This is a genomic window from Flavobacterium sp. N2270 (assembly GCF_025947225.1).
GTDB lineage: Bacteria > Bacteroidota > Bacteroidia > Flavobacteriales > Flavobacteriaceae > Flavobacterium.
In genome coordinates this window covers 1,175,599-1,199,377 of the sequence record NZ_CP110005.1, presented here as the reverse complement: position 1 = coordinate 1,199,377, position 23,779 = coordinate 1,175,599, and the positions used below count along the sequence as shown (strand labels likewise).

General features: G+C 30.4%; 25 protein-coding genes and 2 tRNA genes. 7 read left to right on the top strand and 20 right to left on the bottom strand.

What is annotated here, in order from left to right; genetic code table 11:
- Nucleotides 1-5 precede the first annotated feature (5 nt).
- Nucleotides 6-902, bottom strand: coding sequence for a 16S rRNA (cytosine(1402)-N(4))-methyltransferase RsmH (rsmH, locus tag OLM55_RS05535; RefSeq protein ID WP_413614318.1), 897 nt, complete (start codon nucleotides 900-902; stop codon nucleotides 6-8).
- Nucleotides 889-1,359, bottom strand: coding sequence for a division/cell wall cluster transcriptional repressor MraZ (gene mraZ, locus OLM55_RS05530; protein ID WP_264560416.1), 471 nt, complete (start codon nucleotides 1,357-1,359; stop codon nucleotides 889-891). Before mraZ ends, rsmH begins: the two co-directional genes overlap by 14 nt.
- A gap of 347 nt (nucleotides 1,360-1,706) precedes the next feature.
- Here mraZ and OLM55_RS05525 point away from each other — a divergent pair, with 347 nt between their 5' ends.
- Entirely contained in the window at nucleotides 1,707-2,462 is a 756-nt protein-coding gene (locus tag OLM55_RS05525; protein ID WP_264560415.1) for an alpha/beta fold hydrolase, read from the top strand.
- Nucleotides 2,463-2,496: 34 nt separating this feature from the next.
- Nucleotides 2,497-3,120 carry a ribosome biogenesis GTP-binding protein YihA/YsxC gene (gene yihA, locus OLM55_RS05520; RefSeq protein ID WP_264560414.1) on the top strand — a complete coding sequence of 208 codons (624 nt, stop codon included), beginning with the start codon at nucleotides 2,497-2,499 and terminating at the stop codon, nucleotides 3,118-3,120.
- A gap of 76 nt (nucleotides 3,121-3,196) precedes the next feature.
- Here yihA and gldC read toward each other — a convergent pair whose 3' ends face one another.
- Nucleotides 3,197-3,529: a gliding motility protein GldC gene (gene gldC / locus OLM55_RS05515; RefSeq protein WP_264560413.1), complete on the bottom strand. Its 333-nt coding sequence runs from the start codon at nucleotides 3,527-3,529 to the stop codon at nucleotides 3,197-3,199.
- The gene (gene gldB, locus OLM55_RS05510; protein WP_264560412.1) at nucleotides 3,529-4,485 is read right to left on the bottom strand and encodes a gliding motility lipoprotein GldB; all 957 of its coding nucleotides are present in this window, start codon (nucleotides 4,483-4,485) and stop codon (nucleotides 3,529-3,531) included. The genes gldC and gldB overlap by 1 nt, the downstream gene beginning before the upstream one ends.
- Before the next feature lie 103 nt (nucleotides 4,486-4,588).
- On the opposite strand from gldB, the gene nadE reads away from it, so the two are divergent.
- Nucleotides 4,589-5,401: an NAD(+) synthase gene (gene nadE / locus OLM55_RS05505; protein ID WP_264560411.1), complete on the top strand. Its 813-nt coding sequence runs from the start codon at nucleotides 4,589-4,591 to the stop codon at nucleotides 5,399-5,401.
- 73 nt (nucleotides 5,402-5,474) lie between these two features.
- The gene (locus tag OLM55_RS05500; protein WP_264560410.1) at nucleotides 5,475-6,104 is read left to right on the top strand and encodes a response regulator transcription factor; all 630 of its coding nucleotides are present in this window, start codon (nucleotides 5,475-5,477) and stop codon (nucleotides 6,102-6,104) included.
- On the opposite strand, the gene dnaG is transcribed toward OLM55_RS05500, so the two are convergent.
- From dnaG to rlmN, 6 genes are all read right to left on the bottom strand, one after another.
- Nucleotides 6,101-8,077, bottom strand: a complete 1,977-nt coding sequence (gene dnaG / locus OLM55_RS05495) for a DNA primase (protein WP_264560409.1) — start codon at nucleotides 8,075-8,077, stop codon at nucleotides 6,101-6,103. The two genes, OLM55_RS05500 and dnaG, sit on opposite strands and share 4 nt — an antisense overlap.
- A 130-nt stretch (nucleotides 8,078-8,207) precedes the next feature.
- Nucleotides 8,208-9,815 (bottom strand): hypothetical protein, encoded by a 1,608-nt coding sequence (locus OLM55_RS05490; protein ID WP_264560408.1) that lies wholly within the window; start codon nucleotides 9,813-9,815, stop codon nucleotides 8,208-8,210.
- 46 nt (nucleotides 9,816-9,861) lie between these two features.
- Nucleotides 9,862-10,548 (bottom strand): hypothetical protein, encoded by a 687-nt coding sequence (locus OLM55_RS05485; RefSeq protein WP_264560407.1) that lies wholly within the window; start codon nucleotides 10,546-10,548, stop codon nucleotides 9,862-9,864.
- A complete protein-coding gene (locus OLM55_RS05480; RefSeq protein ID WP_264560406.1) occupies nucleotides 10,535-11,104 on the bottom strand; it encodes an RNA polymerase sigma factor in 570 nt (189 codons plus the stop codon). Before OLM55_RS05480 ends, OLM55_RS05485 begins: the two co-directional genes overlap by 14 nt.
- A gap of 275 nt (nucleotides 11,105-11,379) precedes the next feature.
- Nucleotides 11,380-12,360 carry a polyprenyl synthetase family protein gene (locus tag OLM55_RS05475; protein ID WP_264560405.1) on the bottom strand — a complete coding sequence of 327 codons (981 nt, stop codon included), beginning with the start codon at nucleotides 12,358-12,360 and terminating at the stop codon, nucleotides 11,380-11,382.
- Nucleotides 12,361-12,404: 44 nt separating this feature from the next.
- Nucleotides 12,405-13,445 (bottom strand): 23S rRNA (adenine(2503)-C(2))-methyltransferase RlmN, encoded by a 1,041-nt coding sequence (gene rlmN, locus OLM55_RS05470; RefSeq protein WP_264560404.1) that lies wholly within the window; start codon nucleotides 13,443-13,445, stop codon nucleotides 12,405-12,407.
- A 90-nt stretch (nucleotides 13,446-13,535) separates the two neighbouring features.
- Between rlmN and OLM55_RS05465 the strand changes: the two genes are divergently transcribed.
- The gene (locus OLM55_RS05465; protein ID WP_264560403.1) at nucleotides 13,536-14,177 is read left to right on the top strand and encodes an O-methyltransferase; all 642 of its coding nucleotides are present in this window, start codon (nucleotides 13,536-13,538) and stop codon (nucleotides 14,175-14,177) included.
- 20 nt (nucleotides 14,178-14,197) lie between these two features.
- Here the strand turns inward: OLM55_RS05465 and OLM55_RS05460 are convergent, their stop codons facing one another.
- From OLM55_RS05460 to OLM55_RS05430, 7 genes are all read right to left on the bottom strand, one after another.
- Complete coding sequence (locus OLM55_RS05460) at nucleotides 14,198-14,710, bottom strand: hypothetical protein (RefSeq protein WP_264560402.1); 513 nt, start codon at nucleotides 14,708-14,710, stop codon at nucleotides 14,198-14,200.
- 8 nt (nucleotides 14,711-14,718) lie between these two features.
- A complete protein-coding gene (locus tag OLM55_RS05455; protein WP_264560401.1) occupies nucleotides 14,719-15,291 on the bottom strand; it encodes a phosphatase PAP2 family protein in 573 nt (190 codons plus the stop codon).
- A gap of 1 nt (nucleotide 15,292) precedes the next feature.
- A complete protein-coding gene (locus OLM55_RS05450; protein ID WP_264560400.1) occupies nucleotides 15,293-15,640 on the bottom strand; it encodes a twin-arginine translocase TatA/TatE family subunit in 348 nt (115 codons plus the stop codon).
- Between the two features lie 129 nt (nucleotides 15,641-15,769).
- Nucleotides 15,770-18,040, bottom strand: coding sequence for a M1 family metallopeptidase (locus tag OLM55_RS05445; RefSeq protein ID WP_264560399.1), 2,271 nt, complete (start codon nucleotides 18,038-18,040; stop codon nucleotides 15,770-15,772).
- Nucleotides 18,041-18,051: 11 nt separating this feature from the next.
- Complete coding sequence (locus tag OLM55_RS05440; protein ID WP_264560398.1) at nucleotides 18,052-18,579, bottom strand: DUF6702 family protein; 528 nt, start codon at nucleotides 18,577-18,579, stop codon at nucleotides 18,052-18,054.
- Nucleotides 18,545-19,408 carry a carboxypeptidase-like regulatory domain-containing protein gene (locus OLM55_RS05435; RefSeq protein WP_264560397.1) on the bottom strand — a complete coding sequence of 288 codons (864 nt, stop codon included), beginning with the start codon at nucleotides 19,406-19,408 and terminating at the stop codon, nucleotides 18,545-18,547. Before OLM55_RS05435 ends, OLM55_RS05440 begins: the two co-directional genes overlap by 35 nt.
- Nucleotides 19,383-20,126, bottom strand: a complete 744-nt coding sequence (locus OLM55_RS05430; RefSeq protein ID WP_264560396.1) for a hypothetical protein — start codon at nucleotides 20,124-20,126, stop codon at nucleotides 19,383-19,385. Before OLM55_RS05430 ends, OLM55_RS05435 begins: the two co-directional genes overlap by 26 nt.
- Nucleotides 20,127-20,265: 139 nt before the next feature.
- On the opposite strand from OLM55_RS05430, the gene pepE reads away from it, so the two are divergent.
- Nucleotides 20,266-20,973, top strand: coding sequence for a dipeptidase PepE (pepE, locus tag OLM55_RS05425; RefSeq protein WP_264560395.1), 708 nt, complete (start codon nucleotides 20,266-20,268; stop codon nucleotides 20,971-20,973).
- Nucleotides 20,974-21,004: 31 nt separating this feature from the next.
- Here the strand turns inward: pepE and OLM55_RS05420 are convergent.
- Both OLM55_RS05420 and OLM55_RS05415 read right to left on the bottom strand, forming a co-directional pair.
- Nucleotides 21,005-21,077, bottom strand: a tRNA-Gly gene (locus OLM55_RS05420).
- Nucleotides 21,078-21,100: 23 nt separating this feature from the next.
- Nucleotides 21,101-21,173, bottom strand: a tRNA-Gly gene (locus OLM55_RS05415).
- Nucleotides 21,174-21,467: 294 nt separating this feature from the next.
- Between OLM55_RS05415 and OLM55_RS05410 the strand changes: the two genes are divergently transcribed.
- Complete coding sequence (locus OLM55_RS05410; RefSeq protein ID WP_264560394.1) at nucleotides 21,468-23,057, top strand: L,D-transpeptidase family protein; 1,590 nt, start codon at nucleotides 21,468-21,470, stop codon at nucleotides 23,055-23,057.
- On the opposite strand, the gene OLM55_RS05405 is transcribed toward OLM55_RS05410, so the two are convergent.
- Nucleotides 23,046-23,777 carry a murein L,D-transpeptidase catalytic domain family protein gene (locus tag OLM55_RS05405; RefSeq protein ID WP_264560393.1) on the bottom strand — a complete coding sequence of 244 codons (732 nt, stop codon included), beginning with the start codon at nucleotides 23,775-23,777 and terminating at the stop codon, nucleotides 23,046-23,048. The genes OLM55_RS05410 and OLM55_RS05405 overlap by 12 nt on opposite strands.
- Between the last annotated feature and the right edge of the window lie 2 nt (nucleotides 23,778-23,779).

The following is a 23,779-nucleotide window of genomic DNA, read 5'->3' as shown; positions in this document are numbered from 1 at the left end:
GTCAATTATTTTTTTTCAGCCACTCTTAACTTTGCACTTCTTGCTCTATTGTTTAGCTTTATTTCTTCATTTGACGGAACAATTAACTTTTCAATAGTTTTAAACGGAACTTCAAAATTTCCAAAAAAATCTTTTTCTGGCTCACCTTCAAACATTCCATTTTTCACAAAACGCTTAACCAATCTATCTTCAAGAGAATGATATGAAATAACGCTCAACCTTCCTCCAACTTCTAAAATATCTAATGATTGCTCTAAAAATTCCTTTAAAACATCCATTTCTTGATTAACCTCAATGCGAATTGCTTGATATATTTGAGCTAAAATTTTATTGCTTTTATGAGCAGGCAAAAACCGAGAAAGTACTTGTTTTAAAGTTTCAGAACTTTTAATTTTACCTTCACTTCTATACGCTACAATTGCAGCCGCAAGTGCATTTGCATTTTTTAATTCACCATAATCAAAGAAAACCTTACTCAACTCTTTTTCTTCATAAGTATTAACAACATCATAAGCACTTAACTCTCCTTTTTGGCTCATTCTCATATCTAAGTCAGCCTCAAAACGAGTTGAAAAACCGCGCTCAGCAACATCAAATTGATGAGACGAAACTCCTAAGTCTGCAAGAATACCATCTACTTTTCTAATACCATGAAAACGAAGAAAACGTTTAATATTTCTAAAATTTTCATTTATCAACAAGAATCGGGAATCGTCAATTGCATTTTCCAAAGCATCTTCATCCTGATCAAAAGCAATTAACCTTCCACCTTCGCCAAGACGCGACATTATTTCTCTTGAATGACCACCACCACCAAAAGTAACATCTACATAAACACCGTTTGGTTTAATATTCAAACCATCAACTGTTTCTTTTAACAAAACCGGATTATGATATTCCATCTCCATTTTCAAATAAATTACCCATTACTTCTTCTGCTAAATCTGCAAAATCATCAGTAGCATTATCTATTGCACTTTCATACAAACCTTTATCCCAAATTTCAACAATATTAATCGCCGAAGACATTACTATATCTTTTTCAATTTTAGAAAAAACCAACAAATCTTTTGGTATTAACAACCTTCCTGCAGAATCAACTTCAATTGTTTTTACACCAGCAGTAAATCGTCTAATAAAATCATTATTCTTTTTCACAAAACGATTCAACTTATTCACCTTCAACATCATTTCATTCCATTCCTTCATTGGATAAAGCTCCAAGCAAGGCTGAAACACAGAACGCTTCAGCACAAAACCATCCTCTAATGATTTGAACTGTTTTTTCAACGAAGTAGGAAGCATTAATCTTCCTTTCGCATCAACTTTACATTCGTATGTTCCTGTAATCGAATTCAACTAAATGATTTTGTTTAGAATATGGACAAATTTAAAAAATATTTACCACAATTTACCACAAAAACCCACTTTGTTAATAAGTTTTCACACATATACCTAACGAATTACACCAAAATGAATATTAACAGTACAGAATATCAGCACTAACAAAGAATTTAAAATTATTCGAAAACAAAAAAAAGAAACAATCAATTAGTCAAAAACAATCAAATATGTTGAAAACTAATGGTTTAAAAAGAAGAATTTTAGAAATTACACATCGTAATTAGTTTTATACAAATGCTTTCAAATCTTATATAATATCTTATATTTGTGAAAATTTCAGAACCTTAATTTGAAATTATTTTATGCTAAAAAAAGACAAAAAATACACCTACTTTGAAGCCGGAGAAGGTAAGCCAATTATAATACTTCACGGTCTAATGGGAGGCTTGAGTAATTTTGATGGAGTAGCTAATTATTTTCCTAAAAAAGGATATAAAGTAATTATTCCTGAATTACCACTATACACGCAAAACATTTTAAAAACAAACGTAAAAGCTTTTTCTAAATATGTAAAAGATTTTATGATTCACTTAGGTATTGAAAAAGCCATTTTGGTTGGTAATTCACTTGGTGGACATATAGCTTTATATTTCGCAAAATCTTATCCTGAGTTAGTAAGAGGAATTGTTATCACTGGAAGTTCTGGCTTATACGAAAGCGCAATGGGTGAAAGTTACCCTAAAAGAGGTGATTACGAATACATTAAAAAGAAAGCTGAAGATGTATTTTACGATCCTAAAGTAGCTACAAAAGAGATTGTTGATGAAGTTTTTGCAACGGTAAATGATCGTATAAAGTTACTAAAAACATTAACCATTGCTAAAAGCGCCATTAGACATAATATGGCAAAAGATTTACCAAAAATGCATGTAAAAGCTTGTATTATTTGGGGCAGAAACGATAAAGTTACACCACCTGATGTCGCCGAAGAATTTAATAAATTATTACCTAATTCTGAGTTATATTGGATTGAAAAATGCGGCCATGCAGCCATGATGGAACATCCTGATCAATTCAATGAAATTTTAAATAATTGGTTAGTAAGCCATAAACTATAAAACACATTTAATTGTTGTTTTAAAAAATAAATAGATGAAAATAAATACTGCTGAATTTGTAATAAGTAATTCTGAAGTTGATAAATGCCCTAACGAGCCTTTACCAGAATACGCTTTTATTGGTCGATCAAACGTAGGTAAGTCTTCTTTAATCAACATGTTGACAAACCATAAAAGTTTAGCAAAAACATCTGGAAGACCTGGAAAAACTCAATTAATCAATCATTTTAAAATTAATTTGAATTGGTATTTAGTGGATTTACCTGGTTATGGTTATGCAAGAGTTTCTAAAAAAACAAAAGAAGTTTTTCAAAAATTCATTACTGATTATTTTGAAAAAAGACAACAATTAGTTTGTGCATTTGTATTAATTGACATTAGACTTGAAGCGCAAAAAATTGATTTAGAATTCATTACTTATTTAGGTGAAACCGAAGTTCCTTTTTGTATTGTTTTCACCAAAGCAGACAAAATAGGAAAAGTAAAAGCGCAACAAAATGTTGCAGCTTACACTAAAAAACTATTAGCTAATAATTGGGCAGAAATGCCTCAATATTTCATTACCTCATCAACAGATAAAACAGGAAGAGAAGAAATTCTTACTTATATTGACGAAATCAATCAAGTGGTTTTTAAAGAAAATGATAGTTTTATTTAAAACCAAAAAAATGCATATAAAAAAAGCCTAATCATTCAACAACTAGGCTTTTTCTGTTTTCAACAAAATATAAATTCTATTTCGTCAATTCCATTTTTTCTGCGAAATAATCACAAAAATCTTTCATGGTTGCAGTCATTTTTTCATCGTCGGTTGCACGATTAAAAGTGTCTGACATTGCTACTAATGTTTGGTGAAAAAATTGTTTCATTTCGTCAACAGGCATGTCTTTTGTCCATAAGTCAATACGAAGCGTTTCTAATGCTTTAGAATCCCAAATTGAAACCATCATTGCTTTTGCTTCTTCATTGTCTACGCCGCCATCTTGTGCAGACCATTTTAATTTTTCTGGTATTCTATTTTCGTCTAATTCTACTACGAATTTTATTTCTGAAGTTGTATTTGCCATTACTTTGCTGGTTTGTATTTTGATTTATCGAATATTGTTTTTGCGTCTAATGCTAGCATTTCTTTTAATGAAGTATCGTTGTTTTCCATATAACTACGCACAATTTGCCAACCTAACCATTGACCTACTCTTCCAGGAGATTCGGCATCTAAACCTAAATAGAATTTAGAAAAAGGCGCATTGTTAATGAATCGAAATTCGTTTTTCATGTTAGCTTCAAACAAAATGTTGTTCTCTACAAAATAACTCCACATTTGGTATTCATTTTCTTTACACCATTGAATTTGAGAATCGGTATATGCAATTTTAGCCGCGTCAGAATAATCAGGCAACAACTTATCTTTTAGGTATAATTGTTTCCCTTTATAAATCATTAATGCCAATAAACTTCTATTGGTTGGTGGTGCAACTTTATTAAATGAAAAACTGTTTACTAAATCTGGTAAAATTTGATTTTCATCAAAACCTATTCTTTCATATTCTGGAAAATCTTTATAATAACGATGTTCTTTACCTAAATAGCAATCTAAAGCGACAATTGCTAAAGTATCAACATAAATAGATTTTGCTTCTTTATCTACTTCGTTAATCAAAGTAATAACACGCGGCGTTTTGTATTCTGGAAAATAATATTGGGCGTAACCAAATAATTTTGTCAAATCAGCTTCAAGCGGACCAACATTTGAATATTTATTTTGCACTTCGCCGTAAAGCTCTCGCAATAAAGGATTAGTTAATTTATTTACCCAAACCGTATCTTCATTACCTTCAGGGAAAAAGAAAGGAAATTGAGCTTTAACTTTTGACAAATCTTCTGGTTTCGATTCGTAAAATATTTTATCGAATCGCTCGATACTAAATTTTACAGGAATTTTAGCTACTTCTTCCTCCACTTTATCTTCTTTTTTACAAGAAAAAAATAAAACAACAAGACTTAAAATTAAAAGTTTCTTCATAGAACTTCAATATTTATTTTTAATTTTATCAAAATTTAAAAGCTTATTTACAAGCTTAAAAACGCAAAGATACATTTATAGTATAATAAATTTTCATAAAAAAATGACAAATTCCACAAATTTCAATTCAGAAAAAGTTACTGAACATATTGTAAAATGGCTTTTAGACTATGCTACTAACGCAAGAGTAAAAGGTTTTGTAGTTGGGATTTCTGGAGGAATTGATAGTGCACTTACCTCAACTTTATGCGCTATGACAGGCTTACCAACTTTATGTATTGAAATGCCAATTCACCAAGCAGAAAGTCACGTTAGCAGAGCAAACGAACATATTAAACAATTAAAGAAAAGGTTCCCTAAAGTTAGCAATAATAGAACCGACTTAACACCTGTTTTTGAAATGTTTAAAAATCAAGTTCCAAGTTCTGAAAACGAAACGGCTTTGAATTTAACATTAGCAAACACAAGAGCGAGACTTAGAATGACAACTTTATATTATTATGCAGGTATAAACGGATTTTTAGTTGCTGGAACCGGAAACAAAGTAGAAGATTTTGGTGTAGGTTTTTATACAAAATATGGCGATGGCGGAGTTGATATTAGTCCGATTGCCGATTTGATGAAAAGCGAAGTTCGCCAACTAGCAAAATATGTAAATGTTCCTGATAGTATTTTAGTTGCAAAACCTACCGATGGTTTATTTGGAGACGACAGAAGCGATGAAGACCAGCTTGGAGCGAGTTACGACGAATTAGAATGGGCAATGATGGCGATGGAAAACGGAAAAACAGAACACAATTTTGAAGGTAGAGAAGCTGTTGTTTTTAAAATTTACGAAAGACTTAATAGAATTAACCAACACAAAATGCAACCTATACCCGTTTGCGAAATTCCTAAAAAAATAAAGAATATCTAATTTTTTAACAAGTATTTACGTTTTTTTTCATTAACTTTGATAAGCTATTTACCCCGAAAAACCAATTGAAGTTATGATAAAAGTATGTATTGCCGATAACCATCCTGTGGTGCAACATGGAATTAAATCATATTTTAATAACAGTAATTCCATAGAAATTGTTGCTTCTGTTAATGATTTTAATTCTTTACAGAACACTTTACAAACTAAATCAATTAACGTTATAGTTGTTGATTTAGAGCTTGACGGATTGTCTAGCATTAGAGATATTAAATCGATAATTAAAGAATATCCTGAATCTAAAATTATACTTTTTACTTCCGTTTCAGAAAAAATGTACGCTCCAACAGCTATTAAAGCAGGAGTATCCGCCTATTTGCTTAAAACAGCTTCTTTAAAAGAGCTTGAAACAACAATTATTCGTGTTTCTAATGGAGTTGTAATTTTTAGCGATGAAGTTAAAAAAACAATTGAAGAACTTAAGAAAGGTAAAAAATCTGATCGACTATTTAAAAAACTGTCTTCAAGAGAAATTGAGGTTTTACGCTATTTAAATGATGGTAAAAAGAATAAAGAAATTGCCCAGATACTTGGACTTGACGAAAAAACCATTAGTACATACAAATTGCGTTTATTAGCCAAATTGAATGTTACCAACTTAGTAGATTTATTAAATAAAGCGAAAAGTTTAGAAATTATTTAAGAATACCTACTCATAACTCTTCCTAGTTTTTTAGAAAACATATTAGTTAGTCCTAAATAATCCATAATCATTGCTAGAGACTCTGAATTATCTCCTGATACGTTTGTCACTAACTGATTTTTTAAATCATCAATAATATTATTTACCCAATACCATCTTAAAGTTAAGATGGTTTCTGTAACGTATTGAGCAATTGTAGCTTCTTTTAATTTTACGATAATGTTTTGAGATTCCCAATTATGAAGTACTTCTCGTTCTTCATTCATTAAAACAGAAGTTACCTCCTGAGCAATTTCTTCATCTAAACGCATTAAATATTGTTCTAATACAAAAGTTTCATTTTGATTATAATAATCAATTAAGTCTTTGTAAATTTTTTGAAATAATGGATTTGAAAGTTCAATCTCATCTTCTTGTAAACTCAAATATATTCTTTGGTAAACTTTTACATTATTTTTTTCAATAACTTCCTTAAGTTCACCTTCTTCATCTGGCTTTAAAAGAACATCATCAAATTCTTGCTCAACATTCCCATAAAGCAATAAAATTTGAATAATAATATGTTCTAACTCAAACTGAATATCAACTTTAGCTTTTGAAACCGGTTCATTATTTCGAACAACATCGAAAGCCTTTTTTTCTTCTTTAAATTTTTTATTAGCTTCAGAAAGATCTTTCTTATCCATTTGTGCCAACGTATTAAACAAAACCTCTTCAGAAATATCCATGATTCTTGAACATTCTTGAATATAAATTTCACGTTTAATTCTATCGGAAATCTTAGAAATACTGATAACCATATCCCTAATCAAATCGGCTTTTTTGATAGGATCATTCTTCGCTTCTTTCATTAACATTGAAGCTTTGAACTGAATAAAATCCATTGCATTTTCCTCAAGGTATTTTACCAATTCCTCATAAGGCATTTTCTTAGCAAAACTATCAGGATCTTCTCCTTCTGGAAACGCACAAACGCGCACGTTCATATCTGCCTCTAGAATTAAGTCAATACCACGAACCGAAGCTCTTAAACCTGCCGCATCTCCATCAAAAAGCACTGTGATGTTTTTTGTAAGACGACTTACCAATCGGATTTGATCGGGCGTTAAAGCTGTTCCAGAAGAAGCAACAACATTTTCAATTCCCGCTTGATTGAACTGAATAACATCGGTATACCCTTCTACCAAATAACAATTATCTTGTTTAGCAATTGCTTGTTTGGCGTGAAAAATTCCGTAAAGCACTTTGCTCTTGTGGTAAATATCACTTTCTGGAGAATTTAGGTATTTAGCCGCTTTTTTATCATTGGTTAAAATTCGACCACCAAAACCTAAAATACGACCACTCATACTTTGAATAGGAAACATTACACGACCTTTGAAACGGTCAAACTGCTTGTCTTCCTTAACGATTGAAAGTCCGGTTTTATCTAAATATTCTAACTTATAACCTTTACCAAGTGCTTCTTTTGTAAAAGCATCCCAAGTTTCAGGCGAATAACCTAGTCCGAATTTCTTAATCGTTTCAGAAGTAAAACCTCTTTCTTTAAAGTATGAAAGTCCAATTGCTTTTCCTTCTTCCGTATTTAATAATGTATTGTGGAAATATTTTTGAGCAAATTCAGAAACCAAATACATACTTTCCTTTTCATTTGCTATTGCGGCATCTTCATCCGTTTGAATGGTTTCTTCAATTTCAATATTGTATTTTCTTGCTAAAAATTTAATTGCTTCTGGATAGGTAAAATGCTCGTGCTCCATTAAAAAAGTTACAACATTTCCACCTTTACCCGAACTAAAATCTTTCCAAATTTGCTTTACAGGCGACACCATGAAAGATGGTGATTTTTCATCTACAAAAGGACTCAATCCTTTTAAATTAGAACCTGCTCTTTTTAAATTTACAAAATCGCCAATAACCTCCTCTACTCGAGCAGTTTCAAATACATTTTCTATAGTAGATTTTGAAATCAAAATTTTTAATTAAAAAGGTTATAGTCACAAAGCTTCAAAGATACAAAGTTGTAAAGTTATTCAATAACTTAAATAAAAAAAGTGCTTTAAATTAATAAAACACTTTTTTAAATTATAACTAACGAATTACTTAATTGAAATCAAAACGTATTCCTAATGAAACATTGTTTTGATCGATTGTATTGTTCTTAAACATTGGGTTAAGATCATATTTTACATATAAACTTGTTGCTCCATAACCAATATAACCACTTAAACCATAAGTGAAATCTGAAGCATTAAAATCTCCTTTTTCTTTCACTTTAATATTGTTTCCATTTTCTTCATATTTAAGAATTTGTTTTGACTTTATGCGAACTCCTCCATAACCTCCTATTCCTAAACGAAAAGAATCGTGCGTTTTGAAATATGAATTACCATCTTTATCAGTCTTTTTTCCTGAAAAATCAAATTCTAAGTGAACTGGAGCTACTAAAAACACACTACGAAAACGTGATTCATCAAGATTTACTGCTGCAGTTTGTAAATTAGTTTGATCTCCACTTTCTACAAAATATTGATTATCTGTAGCACGTAAATTATTATACATCAAAGATAAACCGTATTTTGCATGTAATAAATTGTGATTTTTTAAAATACGTGAATTTAGTGTTAATCCTAATTCGTAAAAATGCGAACCCCAAACTTTAAAATCGGACTTATTTAGATTTTCACCTTCTGTAACTACATTATTTAAACCCGCAGCAAATACAAATTGAGATGTTGTTCTTCTTGATTTTTTTTCGATAAGATCTTTTTTTCCATTATAAACTTTAAATGAGCTCAAATTTATCTCTGTTTGATTTTCACCTAAATTATCTGAACTACCACCCATTACGATACGCGTTCCTCCTTTTTTCTTAGACTTAGTTTCATCCTCAGTAAACTTTCCGTTTACTTTATCTTTAACCAGCTGCGCTAATTTTTCTTCTTCAACTGCAACTTGAGTTTCAATATTATTTGCTCTTTCAGTTGCAATAGAAAGTTTTAATTCATCTCCTTTCTCTTTAGAAATTTTTCCGCTTTCAACCTGGTCGTCAATTGCTTTAACTTCTTGCTTTAAAGCTTTTTTCTCTTCGGTTGTAATCATTTCTATTTGGTCTGCAATTGCTTCTGCTCTTTCCTCAAATGAAATATGCCTTACATCTCTTCCTTTAATACTTCCTGTTTCTGGAATAGCATCTTCAACTACTTCAATCTTAATGTCGTCAAACCAAATTTGACCAGTTCCATTTAATAAAGCACCATAGGAAATTACCGTTGCATCTTCAGGAACAAATAAAACAACCTCATATTTACTCCAATCTGTTGTCCCTTTTACAGCTCTTGGATGCATATTATCGAAAGCAAGTACTTTGCTGCGGTAATAATCAACACGCATCCACAATCCGGCCCAAGATTTTACATTTTGGCTTTTTACATAACCCGACATTTTAATCGTCTTTCCACGATATTCATTTGAGTTAATTGTTTTCATTATATTTCCAAATCCTTCAATTTTTTTCTCTAAAGATTTAATTGTAGAAACATTTTGCCTATTGCCGGAAATAGTATTTTGAATTTGCATTTCATAACTTCCTTCAACGGTTTGCCTAGTTACCCAACCCTCTGAAGGGTTTGCAGCAACCGCCTCTTGAGCACTTAATTCTGAGACCATTGCAACTACAAGTAGTGTTGCGTATAAAATAATTTTTTGCATAACTTTTCGTTTTTTGATTAATGATTGATTGATGATTGATTGATGATTATTCGTAATTTCTATTGGCAACTGCCGTTTTCACTTGATTAAAGTTTCTTTTTAATTTATCTAAAGTTGTTTCTCTGTATTCTTCATCAATTTCACCTTCAACTGAAGATAATAATGAATTTGGATTTACTTTTACAGAAGTCTTATTTGGTTTTGAAACAGCTATACTTGTTTCTTTTTGAGATTTATTTTCTACTGAAGCTAAAAGTTTTTCTGGAGAAATAAGTCGGTTATTTTCATTCGATTTCTGATCTTCACTCTCAGAAACAGCAAGTTTTGAACTTTCCACAACTTCGTATTTCTTTTTTGAAACAAATTGTTTTGAAGTGTTTTTGACGGCTAATTTCTTTTCTTGTTGAACCAAAACAAGTTTATTATTATCCTCTTCTTTTTTAACAACATCTTGTGTTGAGTTTTCAATTTTATTCGTTTTTGAAGAAGGATTCTCGTTTGTTATAACAATTCCATTATTTTGAGGAATAATTACTTCTGAACTCTGATTAGTAAACCAAAAAGTTAAACCTAAAGCAAATAAAACAGAAGCGGCTACATAATAAAATGGAAATGCTTTTTTCTTAGGTTTTTCTTCTAAAGACAGCATAGCATCAAGCCTGTCCCAAGAATTTGCGCTTGGCTGAATTTCTCTAGCATTCAGTTTGTTTTTTATATTTTTATCTAGTTCCATTTTCTTGTCTTTTTAGTTCTAAAATTTGGGATTGAAGTAACTTTCTTGCATTTGCCAATTGTGATTTTGACGTTCCTTCTTTAATATTTAATTTTTCTGCAATTTCCTTATGTTTAAATCCTTCAATTGCATAAAGGTTAAAAACCAATTTATACCCTTCTGGTAAATTATCAATTAACAACTGTATATCGTCTACCGAAAAATCTTCTATTTCCGCAACATCTTCAGATTCACTTGCTATTAAGTCATCAATTTCATTGTGTTGAAAAATATTTTTCTTAACTCTAATAAAATCAATACATTCATTTACCATTATTCGTCGTATCCAACCTTCAAAACTGCCGTTATGTTCAAACTTTTTTAAATTGGTAAACACTTTCATAAAAGCAGTTATCATAACATCCTCAGCTCTGTGAATATCCTTCACATATTGTCTGCAAACACTTAACATCTTTGGAGAAAACTGAGCATAAATGCGTTGTTGTGCTTGTCGGTTATTTTCGACAGCCAATGCTATTAACTTTTTTTCTTCTTGATGTAATTGAATTACTTTCATGTTTCAATGTCAAAATTCAAGTGCAATGTCAAAATTCAAACTCAAGTAAAAAAATTGAAATTGAGTTTTGTTCTTGAAATTGTTTCTTGTTTAGTTGCCTTCTATTTATATAGACGAGAATGATTTTAAAATGGTTGTATGTTATCAAAAATAAAATGCAAATTTCAAGTACAATAACAAAAAAAATATGAGATTCCTCCTAACGTCGGAATAACAAGTTTACGGAATTGAAGTTGAAATTTATTCTTGTCTTTTGAACTTGTTCTTGAAATTGCTTATTTCTTTCTTTCAATTACGTAGTTTACCATTAAAACTAATGAATCTTTATAGGGAGAATTTGGAAAATCTTGAATTAAAGCCAATGCTTCTTGTTGAAATTGAACCATTTTTTGTTCGGCATACACCAAACCTTGCTTGTCTTTTACAAACTGAATAACTTCTTTAACTCGTTTTTTATCTTTATTGTGATTTTTAACCGAATTGATTACCCAACTTTTTTCTTTTTTAGAACAGTTATTTAATGCGTAAATTAAAGGCAATGTCATTTTTTGTTCTTTAATATCAATCCCTGTTGGTTTACCAATGGCGTCATCTGTATAATCAAATAAATCATCTTTAATTTGAAAAGCCATTCCAATAAGCTCTCCAAATTTTCGCATTTTTTCTACTACTTCTTTATTCTCTGGAATTACAGAACAAGCTCCAAGCGAACAACATGCCGCAATAAGAGTCGCTGTTTTTTGACGGATGATTTCGTAATAAATATCTTCGGTAATGTCAAGTCGACGTGCTTTTTCAATTTGTAATAATTCGCCTTCACTCATTTCGCGAACAGCAACAGAAATAATTTTCAGTAAATCAAAATCATTATTATCTATAGAAAGTAACAATCCTTTAGAAAGTAAATAATCGCCCACTAAAACTGCAATTTTATTTTTCCAAAGTGCATTTATGGAGAAAAAACCTCTACGTTTATTCGAATCGTCAACTACATCATCATGTACTAAAGTAGCCGTATGAATTAATTCAATTACCGAAGCACCACGATAAGTACGTTCATTTACAGTTCCATCGCCAACCATTTTTGCTGTAAGAAAAACAAACATAGGTCGCATTTGTTTTCCTTTTCGGTTAACGATATAATACGTAATTCGATTTAAGAGCGCAACCTTTGAAGACATCGATTCGTGAAACTTCTTTTCAAAAAGTTCCATTTCATTTGCGATAGGTTGTTTTATTTGCTCTACTATTTTCATTCGGTTACCAAAAATACAGAATTAATCAGAATGCTAGTACAATTTTATGATTTATTAGCCAATTGCCCACAAGCCGCATCAATATCTTTTCCACGACTTCTACGCACTTTAACTACAATTCCGTTGCGCTCTAAAGCGTTTATGTAATCGTTAGTAGCTTGTTCAGATGCTTGTTGGAAATCACCATCATCAATAGCGTTGTATTCAATTAAGTTTACTTTACACGGAACGTATTTACAGAATTTTACTAAAGCATCAATCGACTCTTTATTGTCGTTAATTCCTTTCCAAACCACATATTCATAAGTAATTTTACTTTTTGTTTTTTGGTACCAATATTCCAAAGCTTCACGTAAATCGGTCAAAGGAAAACTTTTGGTAAAAGGCATGATTTCGTTTCTGATTTCTTCAATTGCCGAATGCAATGAAACAGCAAGTTTAACCTTAACCTCATCGTCAGCCATTTTCTTAATCATTTTAGAAACTCCAGAAGTAGAAACAGTAATTCGTTTTGGCGACATTCCTAAACCTTCGTTAGAGGTAATCATATCAATGGCCTTAAAAACATTTGGATAGTTCATTAAAGGCTCTCCCATTCCCATGAAAACGATGTTCGATAACGGACGGTTATAATACAAACGACTTTCTTTATCTATGGCCACAACTTGGTCGTAAATTTCATCGGGTTGCAAATTACGCATGCGTTTTAAACGAGCTGTTGCACAAAAATTACAATCTAAACTACAACCAACTTGACTTGAAACACAAGCCGTAGTTCTAGTATTTGTTGGAATTAAAACGCTTTCTACAATTAAATCATCATGAAGACGCACTGCATTTTTCACGGTTCCATCAGAACTGCGTTGCATCGTATCGACTTTAATGTGATTGATAACGAAGTTCGCTTCTAGCATTGCACGCGTTTCTTTGGAAACATTAGTCATATCTTCAAATGTATGCGCACTTTTACTCCACAACCATTCGTATACCTGATTTCCACGAAAAGCTTTATCTCCGTTTGCCACAAAAAAATCTCTTAATTGTTCTTTTGTTAAAGCGCGTATGTCTCTTTTTGTAATTTGCATGGTGCAAAGTTAGGAATTTAGAAATTAGAATTCAGAAATTAGAAGTTAGAAGTGTTGGAATTTGTATTTTTGTTTAAAATTTGAACCATCATGCATTTTATATCGGAAGAATTAGAAAATTACGTAGCCAATCATAGCCAAAAAGAGCCAGAACTTTTAGCGAAATTAAATACCGAAACACACCAGAAAATTCTACAACCAAGAATGTTGAGCGGACATTTTCAAGGTAGAGTTTTAAGTATGCTTTCTAAAATTATTAATCCGAAAAACATTTTAGAAATTGGTACTTATACTGGTTATGCTGCATTGTGTTTAGCAGAAGGAATGCAAAAAGACGGATTTTTAGACACGATTGACATTAATGAAGAGTTGTTTGATTTTCAGCAAAAATATTTTGAAGCTTCTGAATATGCTGGTCAAATAAAAGGACATTTAGGTGATGCTTTGGAAATTATTCCCACTTTAAACAAAAAATTTGATTTGGTTTTTATTGATGCCGATAAAGAAAACTATATTAATTATTTCAACATGATTGTTCCTATGATGAACCCAGGCGGCATTATTTTATCGGATAATGTGTTGTGGAGCGGAAAAGTTTTGGAAGAATTAAGCCCGAAAGATTTAAGTACAAAAGTTTTAGTAGAATACAATAAATTAATTAACGAAGACGAACGTGTAGAAACGGTTTTACTGCCTATTCGCGATGGTTTGACGGTTACTAGGGTGAAGTAATAATTTTATCTAAGAATAACCTAATTATTATTTAAAACATCTTGATTATTAAAATTAGATTCAATAAAATTTAACCCTAAATACTTAAAACCACTAGTTATTTTTTTCAATTCCTTTTCAACATCATTTAAATTACCACAGATATTCTTGCTAGCTAAATAATAAGAATCATCTAGTGATATTCCTTCGGACAAATCATATTCTGTTGCATAACTTATTTCTGTTGCAACCTTATAGACAAAGTTACAAGCTCTCTTTAAATTAATTATATTTTTTTCATATAAAACCCAAGTAACTCCATATACAATTTTCCAAATTTCTTGATTTTCAACACTTCCTTCATTTTGTTTCAAAAGATGTACAATCTCATTAACCCCTTTACTTTCAGAAGAACATAAATCTAGAATATAATCATCTCTGATTATTTCATTATTGACTAAAGTTTTTTCTGCCCATTTTTGAATTTGAGATAAGGTAATAATATTAGCTTCAAGGCAAATTCTAAAAACTATTAATTTCTCTTTTTCTGTCATCAGTTAAACTACAAATAAATACTATACTTCGGATACTTCCTCATAAAAACTTCGTAGAGTTTGTAAAAGAAAAGTCCGCTAAGCATTCCGAAAACATAACCAGAAAGAATATCTAACGGAAAGTGCAACCCTAGATAAATGCGGCTGTAAGCGAAAATTAAAGGAAATAAGAACAATAGAAACGAATAGTTATAATATCGTCTAATAATTAAGAAAATGAACATTGTACTTGCCATTGAATTAGCTGCATGACCAGAGAAAAAACTAAACGAGCTTCTCTTTACCACAACACGAATAATATCTTTAATTTCTGGTGTATTACAAGGTCGTAAACGTTGAAATCCGTTTTTAAATAAATTGGTAATTTGGTCTGTAAACGTAATTAATAGCGCTAGAAAAAGAATAATAATTCCAAAATTTTTCCAACCTACTTTTTTTTGTAACAAATAAAAAATACCTAGAAAAAAAGGCGTCCAATGCAGTTGTTTTGTAATTATTTTCCAGAAACCGTCAAACGATTCTGAACCTAGTCCGTTTAAGAAAACAAATAATTCTTTATCTAAGTGAAGTAGTTGTTCCAAATTATAGTTGTCTTTTAATAGGTCCGGTTAGGTTTTCAATATCTTCTTTTGCTTTTTGAATAGGATTTTGAACATCAGAAGCTATATTCTCTAATGGATTAACTGCTTTAGAAATACCATCTTTTGCTTTTTGAATTTCTTCTGAAATTCCGCCTGTTAACGAATTCATATCCATTCCGTTTTCTTTGGCACTGTTATTAATTTCCGATTTAATATCGTTAGTTGCGTGTTTAATTTGCGCCATTGTTTTTCCTAAAAAACGAGCCACATCAGGAATACCTTTTGAACCAAAAATCATTACTGCAATAAGAACTATAAAGATTAGTTCTCCTCCACCAATTCCAAACATTTTTAATTGAATTACATTTTACAATGAAACAAAGTTACAAAGATTTTTATGTGAACATCAAAAATCTTCGTTAAAATAAAAAACCTCGAATTGTATAATTCGAGGTTTAAATAGTATTAATTAAAAAAATTATTTTTTTTCTAATTCGTCAAATTTAGATTTTACTTCAGTACTTGGCCAAACGTTGTTGTTTGTATCAATATCTGCCGTTTCTAATTTAGGATCAATTTGAATTTTAACTACTTTCTTATCTGTAGCGAAAACTCTTTTTGCAGTTTCATTATTTTTTCTCCAAATTTGAGCTGGAAATACATGATTTTCTGTAGAACCATCTTCAAACTGAAGCTCAACAAGAATAGGCATAATCATTCCACCTAATTTTTCAAACTCTACTTCATAGAAATACTTTGGTGCTTTTAATTTTGCTTTTTCTTCAGCAGTATAATTTTTCGCTACATAATCATCTAACATTTGAACTTCATTCACATCAAATGCTTTTTTAGTTGCAGGATTAAACTCTTCGTTTTTTTCATCAATTAAATATAAAAATGGTCCATCATCATATGTAAAACGACCCGTTCTCATTCTGTAGTTTTTCAACTTAGCGGTAGGTTCGGTAGAAACATAATATTCTTTTACATCCTTAAGTGCAATATCTACATAATCTGTAGAATAGAACCAACCTCTCCAGAACCAATCTAAATCTACTGCAGAAGCGTCTTCCATAGTTCTAAAGAAATCTTCAGGAGTTGGGTGTTTAAATTTCCAACGTTGCGCATATGTTTTAAATGCGTGGTCAAACAATTCATGTCCCATAATGGTTTCACGTAAAATATTTAAGCCTGTTGCTGGCTTACCATAAGCATTTGATCCAAACTGAAAAATATTTTCAGAATTAGACATAATTGGCTCTAAATATTGCTGATTTCCTTTCATATAAGGTACAATTTTAGCCGCTGGTCCTCTATCAGTTGGGAAATTTTTATCGAATTCTAATTCTGTTAAATATTCTAAGAATGTATTTAAACCTTCATCCATCCAAGTCCATTGTCTTTCGTCAGAATTAACAATCATAGGAAAAAAGTTATGTCCAACTTCGTGAATAATTACACCTAACATTCCATACTTTACTCTATCTGTATACGTTCCATCAGCATCAGGGCGACCAAAATTCCAACAAATCATAGGATACTCCATTCCTTGATCTTCTGCTGAAACAGAAACTGCTTTTGGATAAGGATAATCAAATGTATGTTTAGAATATGTTTTTAAAGTTTGTGCAACTGCTCTAGTTGAATATTCTCCCCAAAGCGGATTTGCTTCTGGCGGATAAATTGAAATAGCCATTGGCTTAACCGTTTCTAATTGAACAGCCATTGCATCTAACATGAATTTTCTCGAAGTTGAAATTCCAAAATCTCTAACATTCTTTGCTTTATATTTCCATGTTTTCTTTTTATCAGAAAAACCTTTTGCATTTGCTTCAGCTTCAGCCTGAGTTACAATTAAAACAGGCTTATCAAATGTATTTTGGGCTAATTCCCATCTTTTCATTTGTTCTGAAGTATATACTTCTTTTCTGTTTTGAAGCTCTCCTGTTGCTTCCATCATGTGATCTGCAGGAACTGTAATATTTACTTCATAATCCCCAAATGTTAATGCAAATTCACCTCTTCCCCAAAACTGCATATTTTGCCAACCTTCAACATCGCTGTAAACTGCCATTCTTGGAAAAAACTGAGCAATTACATATAATTTATTCCCGTCAGGAAATAATTCAAAACCCGAACGACCTCCGTCTATTTGGTAATTATTAATGTTGTACCACCATTTAATTGAAAAAACCGTTTTACCACCAGGTTTTAAAGGAGTAGCCAAGTTAATACGCATCATTGTTTGATTGATGGTATAACTTATATTTTTACCTGATTTATCTTTTACATATTCAATATTAAAACCACCATCAAAACCATTTTCCATGAATTCCTTAGCAAATTTTTCTGCTGTTAATGCAGGAGCTATTCTTTGGTTTTCAACTAATGGTGTTTTAGAATTTTGTGCACGCATATTTTGATCTAACTGTACCCACAAATACTCTAATGGTTCAGGAGAATTATTATAATACGTAACTGTTTCTTTACCGTATAGTTTTTGATTTTTATCATCAATTTCTATATCCATTTTATAATCAGCTTTTTGCTGATAATAAGCTGGACCCGGAGCACCAGATGCAGTTCTAAACATATTTGGCGTAGCCATAATGTCGTACATTTGTCGAAATTTATTTTCGTTATAATGCCCTTGTTCTCTTTTTTTATCTTCTGTTTTTGTTTCTTGAGCTATTGAAGTAAATGAAACTGCAATTGCTAAAAACGAAGAAAATAAGATTGATTTTTTCATTTTTGGGTTGTTTAAAATTCTAATAATGTTGATCGTTCACTATATGTCAACAAAACACTCTTTTTGTTACCATTAATATCTGTATGTATTATGTTTTTTTGTTCAGAAAACATTTCTGTAAGAACAGAATTAAAGATTTCGAAAGTAGTTATTTTTTCAGAGAATTGCACTTTTGAATAACAAATTAACACATCATCTTCTACTTCTTTTGTTAAAAATGTAACTTTATAAGGTTTATTATTAATAACAAACTTCATTTTTTCTTCAAGATATTTTTGAATATAATCGTTTGTTTCTGGAATTTCCTTTTTTGTAGATAAGTAAAAATCCTTGTTGTATTTTTTCTTTAACCCTTTTTCAAAATCATCAATAAATATTCTTGATGTGATTTCAATTCGTTGTTTCTTTGGAACAAAATCTATTTGGGTTACTGAAACATAAAATTTATGAACTACAAATGAACTCATAAAAGCAAATACCGTAAGCAGTACAACTATTTTATATCTATTTTTCATTTGGTAAAGATATTGATTCTTCATTAAACTTATTTTTAAATTCAGTTGATTTTGAAATTAGATATTCTAAAAGTTGTAATTCATTTTCACTTTTTAAAAAATTAACCAATTCATAGCTGGGCATTTCAGCAAAAGCTAAAAAAGAAGGGATTTTATCATTCTCAATTTTCAAAGTTGATGTAAAAAAATGATTTGAGTATCGCTCTTTAATATGTTCAGAAAATGATTTTGATTGTACTTCTCTAAGTTTTCGATTTTCAATAACTGCTTCCACGTTTTTTCTAGGATTGCTTTTAATGCCTAAAAGTTTTCCAATTGCTTTACCAATAATTTTAAAATCGACAGTTGAGCCGCCCGGAGCAAAATGACTTGGCGATGTTGTTATTTCTGGTTTTTCAGAATACTTATCGTCATAATATTTCACCACATTCATGTCTACTGAGCCAAACGGATCATAAACTTTAATTTTCTTCATATCCTTCTCTAAATTCCCAGTTAAAGTATAAGGACTTACAATAACTTCGTTAAGTTCATTTATTTTAATATCTAATTGAACTTCTAGTTCTTCAACATAAAAATCTTTTTTTGTAAGTATGTATTTTTGAGACACGAAAGAAAGTCCCTGAAAGAACAATGTGTCATTCTCTTTTGCTTTAATATAAAACACACCAAGTTGATCTGTAATAGCTCCTATATTTGAAGAAATATTAAAAACCGTAATGTTTTCGACATCTAAAGAATCGGTAATTACTTTTCCTTTTAGAACCTGTCTTTCAGAATTTTGAGAAAAAACAAGTTGAGAAAAAATAAAAACAACAATAAAAAAACTATTCCTCTGTTTTGATATTTTCATTTGGAACTAGGTTTTTAAGTTTCAAATATTCAACTGAAAGTCCGGCTAAAGCAAATTCAGTAGCTGTTTTATTATTCTTATTATATATATAAACAAAATTTCTGTTTTCAACTAAATAATACAGAAAACCAGAAATATAATCTTGAGGTATTTTTAATTTTTCTGTAAAATAATTATCATTAAAATCTAACCGAATAGACTCAAGAAAGAATTCCTTTTTTTCGACCTGAACTTCTTTTTTTAGCATTTTTGTTCGTCCAGAAATTCCGTTAATAATTCCATCTAACGAAACCGACGTACTTAACCCATAAGTATTGCCTCCACCTGTTGCTGTATATAACTTTCTTTCAGCTGGCGTATATGTTTTTTGTCCTGCAGGGATAATCCCTAATGCTACAGCATTTATATTTTTATATTGTACCATTACCACCTCATCTAACGCACTTATCATCATTTCCATATTTACAAAAAATAAATTTTTTCCAAAATCATCTTTAGTAACAATATGTTGAACTGCTTTTAAATGAACCGCGCTAAAAATAATGGTATCTGAAACTTTTGCGTTTAAAGTAAAATATCCTCCTTGTAAAGTAACGGTTCCTTTCTTTTGTGAACGATTAATTACATGAATATCCTCTAGGTTCAAAGATTCTGAAACTATTTTCCCTTTTAATAAAGTGTCGTTTTGAGCTGACAACGAAAGCGAAATAAAAAACAATAAAAAGTATATCTTTTTAATAATACATCTATTTAATTAATATTTGTAAATGTAATTGCAACAATCAAAAATAAATATTAAAAGCATGATAAAATTATGTTAAACAAAAGTGATAACTTTGAATTTTAAATAAAACAGCATGCGAAAACTAATAATAGCAAGTACCTCAACAGTACATGGAGGAGAATATTTAGACTATTTATTCCCAACACTAAAAAAACATTTTAACAACGTAAAAACATTGTTATTTATTCCTTACGCTAGACCAGGCGGAATAACTCATGATGAGTATACCAAAATTGTTTCAAAAGCATTTCAAAAATTAAACATTAGCGTAAAAGGAATTCATGAGTTTGAAAAACCTATAGAAGTGATTCAAAATGCCGAAGCCATTTTTACTGGTGGAGGAAATACTTTTTTATTAGTTTCTGAATTATATAGAAATGATATTTTAGAAAGTATAGAAAAAGCAATTAACAATGGAATTCCTTACTTAGGTACTAGTGCCGGAAGTAATATTTGCGGACTAACGATGGGAACAACTAACGATATGCCAATAATCTATCCGCCAAGTTTTAGAACTTTTGGTTTTGTATCGTTTAATATAAATCCGCATTATTTAGATCCAGACACGAATTCTACCCACATGGGTGAAACTAGAGAAACAAGAATTAATGAATTTCATAAATTTAATCCACAACCTGTTTTAGGTTTAAGAGAAGGAAGTTGGCTTGAAGTAAACGGAAACTCAATAAAACTAAAAGGAAATTTAACTGCTCGTTTATTTTCTCAAAATAATAAACCTATAGAATTAGAACCAGAAGCTGAGCTAAATAACATAAAATAAAAAAGTCCTGCAAATTGCAGGACTTTTTTTGAGCGAAAGACGAGGGTCGAACTCGCGACATTCAGCTTGGAAGGCTGACGCTCTACCAACTGAGCTACTTTCGCATAAGGTACTTTCAATAAATTAGAGCGAAAGACGAGGGTCGAACTCGCGACATTCAGCTTGGAAGGCTGACGCTCTACCAACTGAGCTACTTTCGCATTTTTTGGTGTGCAAATATAGCCCAAAAAAATAATTCAATGCAAGTTTTTTTTAAAAAAAATTATAATTATTTTTAAGTAAATTTTTTACCCGCCCTTAAAAAACAACATAAATTACTAAAAACCAAAAGATTATATTACATTAAATCATTTCAAAAAAAATGCTTTTTTTTGTAAAAAGTATTGGCATAAGTTTTGCAGTACTGTCCATATATCGGTTTTAAATGTCAATTGACTGATTTTTTTTACAATTTCAAGAATAATCATTATTTTAAATCTTATCAAATACAGTTTATGATAAAAAAAATACTTCTAATTTCTATTTCTCTCTTTTTTATCAACTGTAAAAATGATAAAAAACCAATTTCAGAGGTAAAACTGCCACTAGAAGACCCAATAACTCATGCTAAAATCAGACCTATTGATGTTGATCTCATAGCTACTAAGAATGATAGCATTAAGTTATACTATAAGAAGTTCGACAATTATGAGATTTGGTTTAATTTAGAAAATAGAACCGATTTAATTAACGAAATTAAATCTTCTACTAAAGAAGGATTATTACCAAATGATTATAACTTTGAAAAGATTGTTGAATTAGAAGAAAAAAGAACCAACATGAGTGATTCTGAAGTTATTGCTTATGATGTCTTCCTTACAGAATCTTTTCAAAAAATAGCTACACATTTACATTGTGGAAAAACAAACCCAAAAGATGTTTATAAAAATTGGGATATACCACAAAAAACAATTGCATTATCTGATATACTTCATAAAGCAATTAAATTAAGAATGATTGCAACTGCTTTTAAAGATTTAAAACCTCAACACAACACTTATAAATCACTTAAAAAGAGTTTAACGATTTTAAATACTTTTCCTGACTATAAACTGAAGAAAATACATATAAAAGATAAAATTGAACCAAACGACACTTTAAACGAAGTTGTTCAAATAAAAAAACATTTGTTATACTGGAAAGACTTTGTAAATAGAGACAGTATTATTACTCCTATATATGATAAAAATGCAGTAGCTGCAGTAAAAAAGTTTCAAAAAAGACACGGATTAAAACCTGATGGAGTTATAGGACAAGGAACATTAAAAGCCTTGAACTTTTCTCTAAACGAAAGAATCGAACAAACTATCGTAAATTTAGAAAGGTGGAGATGGTTTCCAGACAACTTTGGCGAAGAGTATTTGCTTATTAATCTTCCCGACTACAAACTTTCTTATGTAACTAATAATGATACTATCGCCGAAAGAAGAATTGTCGTTGGTAAACCTAGTAGAGAAACACCTATTTTAAGCTCTAAACTTTCTAATTTTGTTTTTAACCCAACTTGGACCGTTCCTCCTACAATTATTAAAGAAGATTTAACTCCTTCTGCTGCAAAAAACAGAAGCTATTTTAGTCGAAATAGAATTAGTATTTACAATTCACAAGGAGAATTGATTGCACCAGAGAATTGGAATCCAAACAAATCTAATTCATACAGGTATGTTCAAACTCCTGGTGTCGATAATTCATTAGGTTTAGTAAAATTCAATTTTCCAAACAGACATTTGGTTTACTTGCATGACACAAACCATAGAGATTACTTTGTGAGAGAATACAGAGCATTAAGTTCTGGATGCATTAGAATTGAAAAACCATTACAATTGTCTGAAACTATATTAAAAAAAGAAGATGAGAAAATTTGGAATAACTCTGAAATAGATACAATTATAAATAAGAAAGTAACGAGATATGTTCCCTTAAAGAAATCTAATATAAATATTTATTTATTGTATTGGACAAGTTGGTCAAATAAAGAAGGGCTACAATTTAGAGAAGATATATACAAGTTAGACTCAAAACTATTAAACGCTTTAAGAAACTAATTTAGATTTAGCAACATAAGTTCTTGATGGATGATAAATAAACAAACATGATTTATCTTTTATAGTATTGATAAATTCCTTGTGAATTGCATATGGAACAGCAGGACAACCTAGACTTCTCCCTAATCTTCCATTTGATTTTGCAAACTTATCTGAAACATAATCAGCTCCATGAATTACAACTGCTCTATTTCTAGCATTATCATTAATACCATACTCTAAACCGTCTAATCTCAAAGAAAAACCATGCTTTCCTTGGTAAACTTCACCAGTTACATAAAAACCTAAACTACTTTGAAATGATTCAGCTGAATTTGAAAATTTAGTTGCAAATTCATCTCCTGAATTTCTTCCATGAGCAACTAATGATTTTAAAACAACTTCCTTTGTTAACATATTAATAACCCACAACCTTTCTACATTTGAAGACAAGCTAAAATCAATAATCGTTAAAAAATCTTTTTGAACAACACCTTGAGATTTTAATTGATTATAACCTTCAAAAGCTTTAGAAAAACATTCAAACTGAGGTAAATCAAAATTGTTAACTTCTATATTTTCAAAAAATAACTGAGATAACGACTTTGTAATTACATTAGTATTATTAGCCAATAACACTGGCTCATTTGCTTTTTTTGTCTCAACATCATCATCTGTTTTATTTATAAATCCAAAAGAAAATAAACATAAAAAAAGCAAGGTTAATAATTTGTAATTCATTG

Excerpts from the sequence above, each read along its gene's own strand:
- rsmH (WP_413614318.1), bottom strand. The coding sequence starts at position 902 with ATGGAATATCATAATCCGGTTTTGTTAAAAGAAACAGTTGATGGTTTG.
- OLM55_RS05525 (WP_264560415.1), top strand. The coding sequence starts at position 1,707 with ATGCTAAAAAAAGACAAAAAATACACCTACTTTGAAGCCGGAGAAGGT.
- yihA (WP_264560414.1), top strand. The coding sequence starts at position 2,497 with ATGAAAATAAATACTGCTGAATTTGTAATAAGTAATTCTGAAGTTGAT.
- gldC (WP_264560413.1), bottom strand. The coding sequence starts at position 3,529 with ATGGCAAATACAACTTCAGAAATAAAATTCGTAGTAGAATTAGACGAA.
- gldB (WP_264560412.1), bottom strand. The coding sequence starts at position 4,485 with ATGAAGAAACTTTTAATTTTAAGTCTTGTTGTTTTATTTTTTTCTTGT.
- nadE (WP_264560411.1), top strand. The coding sequence starts at position 4,589 with ATGACAAATTCCACAAATTTCAATTCAGAAAAAGTTACTGAACATATT.
- OLM55_RS05500 (WP_264560410.1), top strand. The coding sequence starts at position 5,475 with ATGATAAAAGTATGTATTGCCGATAACCATCCTGTGGTGCAACATGGA.
- OLM55_RS05490 (WP_264560408.1), bottom strand. The coding sequence starts at position 9,815 with ATGCAAAAAATTATTTTATACGCAACACTACTTGTAGTTGCAATGGTC.
- OLM55_RS05485 (WP_264560407.1), bottom strand. The coding sequence starts at position 10,548 with ATGGAACTAGATAAAAATATAAAAAACAAACTGAATGCTAGAGAAATT.
- OLM55_RS05480 (WP_264560406.1), bottom strand. The coding sequence starts at position 11,104 with ATGAAAGTAATTCAATTACATCAAGAAGAAAAAAAGTTAATAGCATTG.
- OLM55_RS05475 (WP_264560405.1), bottom strand. The coding sequence starts at position 12,360 with ATGAAAATAGTAGAGCAAATAAAACAACCTATCGCAAATGAAATGGAA.
- rlmN (WP_264560404.1), bottom strand. The coding sequence starts at position 13,445 with ATGCAAATTACAAAAAGAGACATACGCGCTTTAACAAAAGAACAATTA.
- OLM55_RS05465 (WP_264560403.1), top strand. The coding sequence starts at position 13,536 with ATGCATTTTATATCGGAAGAATTAGAAAATTACGTAGCCAATCATAGC.
- OLM55_RS05460 (WP_264560402.1), bottom strand. The coding sequence starts at position 14,710 with ATGACAGAAAAAGAGAAATTAATAGTTTTTAGAATTTGCCTTGAAGCT.
- OLM55_RS05450 (WP_264560400.1), bottom strand. The coding sequence starts at position 15,640 with ATGTTTGGAATTGGTGGAGGAGAACTAATCTTTATAGTTCTTATTGCA.
- OLM55_RS05445 (WP_264560399.1), bottom strand. The coding sequence starts at position 18,040 with ATGAAAAAATCAATCTTATTTTCTTCGTTTTTAGCAATTGCAGTTTCA.
- OLM55_RS05440 (WP_264560398.1), bottom strand. The coding sequence starts at position 18,579 with ATGAAGAATCAATATCTTTACCAAATGAAAAATAGATATAAAATAGTT.
- OLM55_RS05435 (WP_264560397.1), bottom strand. The coding sequence starts at position 19,408 with ATGAAAATATCAAAACAGAGGAATAGTTTTTTTATTGTTGTTTTTATT.
- pepE (WP_264560395.1), top strand. The coding sequence starts at position 20,266 with ATGCGAAAACTAATAATAGCAAGTACCTCAACAGTACATGGAGGAGAA.
- OLM55_RS05410 (WP_264560394.1), top strand. The coding sequence starts at position 21,468 with ATGATAAAAAAAATACTTCTAATTTCTATTTCTCTCTTTTTTATCAAC.
- OLM55_RS05405 (WP_264560393.1), bottom strand. The coding sequence starts at position 23,777 with ATGAATTACAAATTATTAACCTTGCTTTTTTTATGTTTATTTTCTTTT.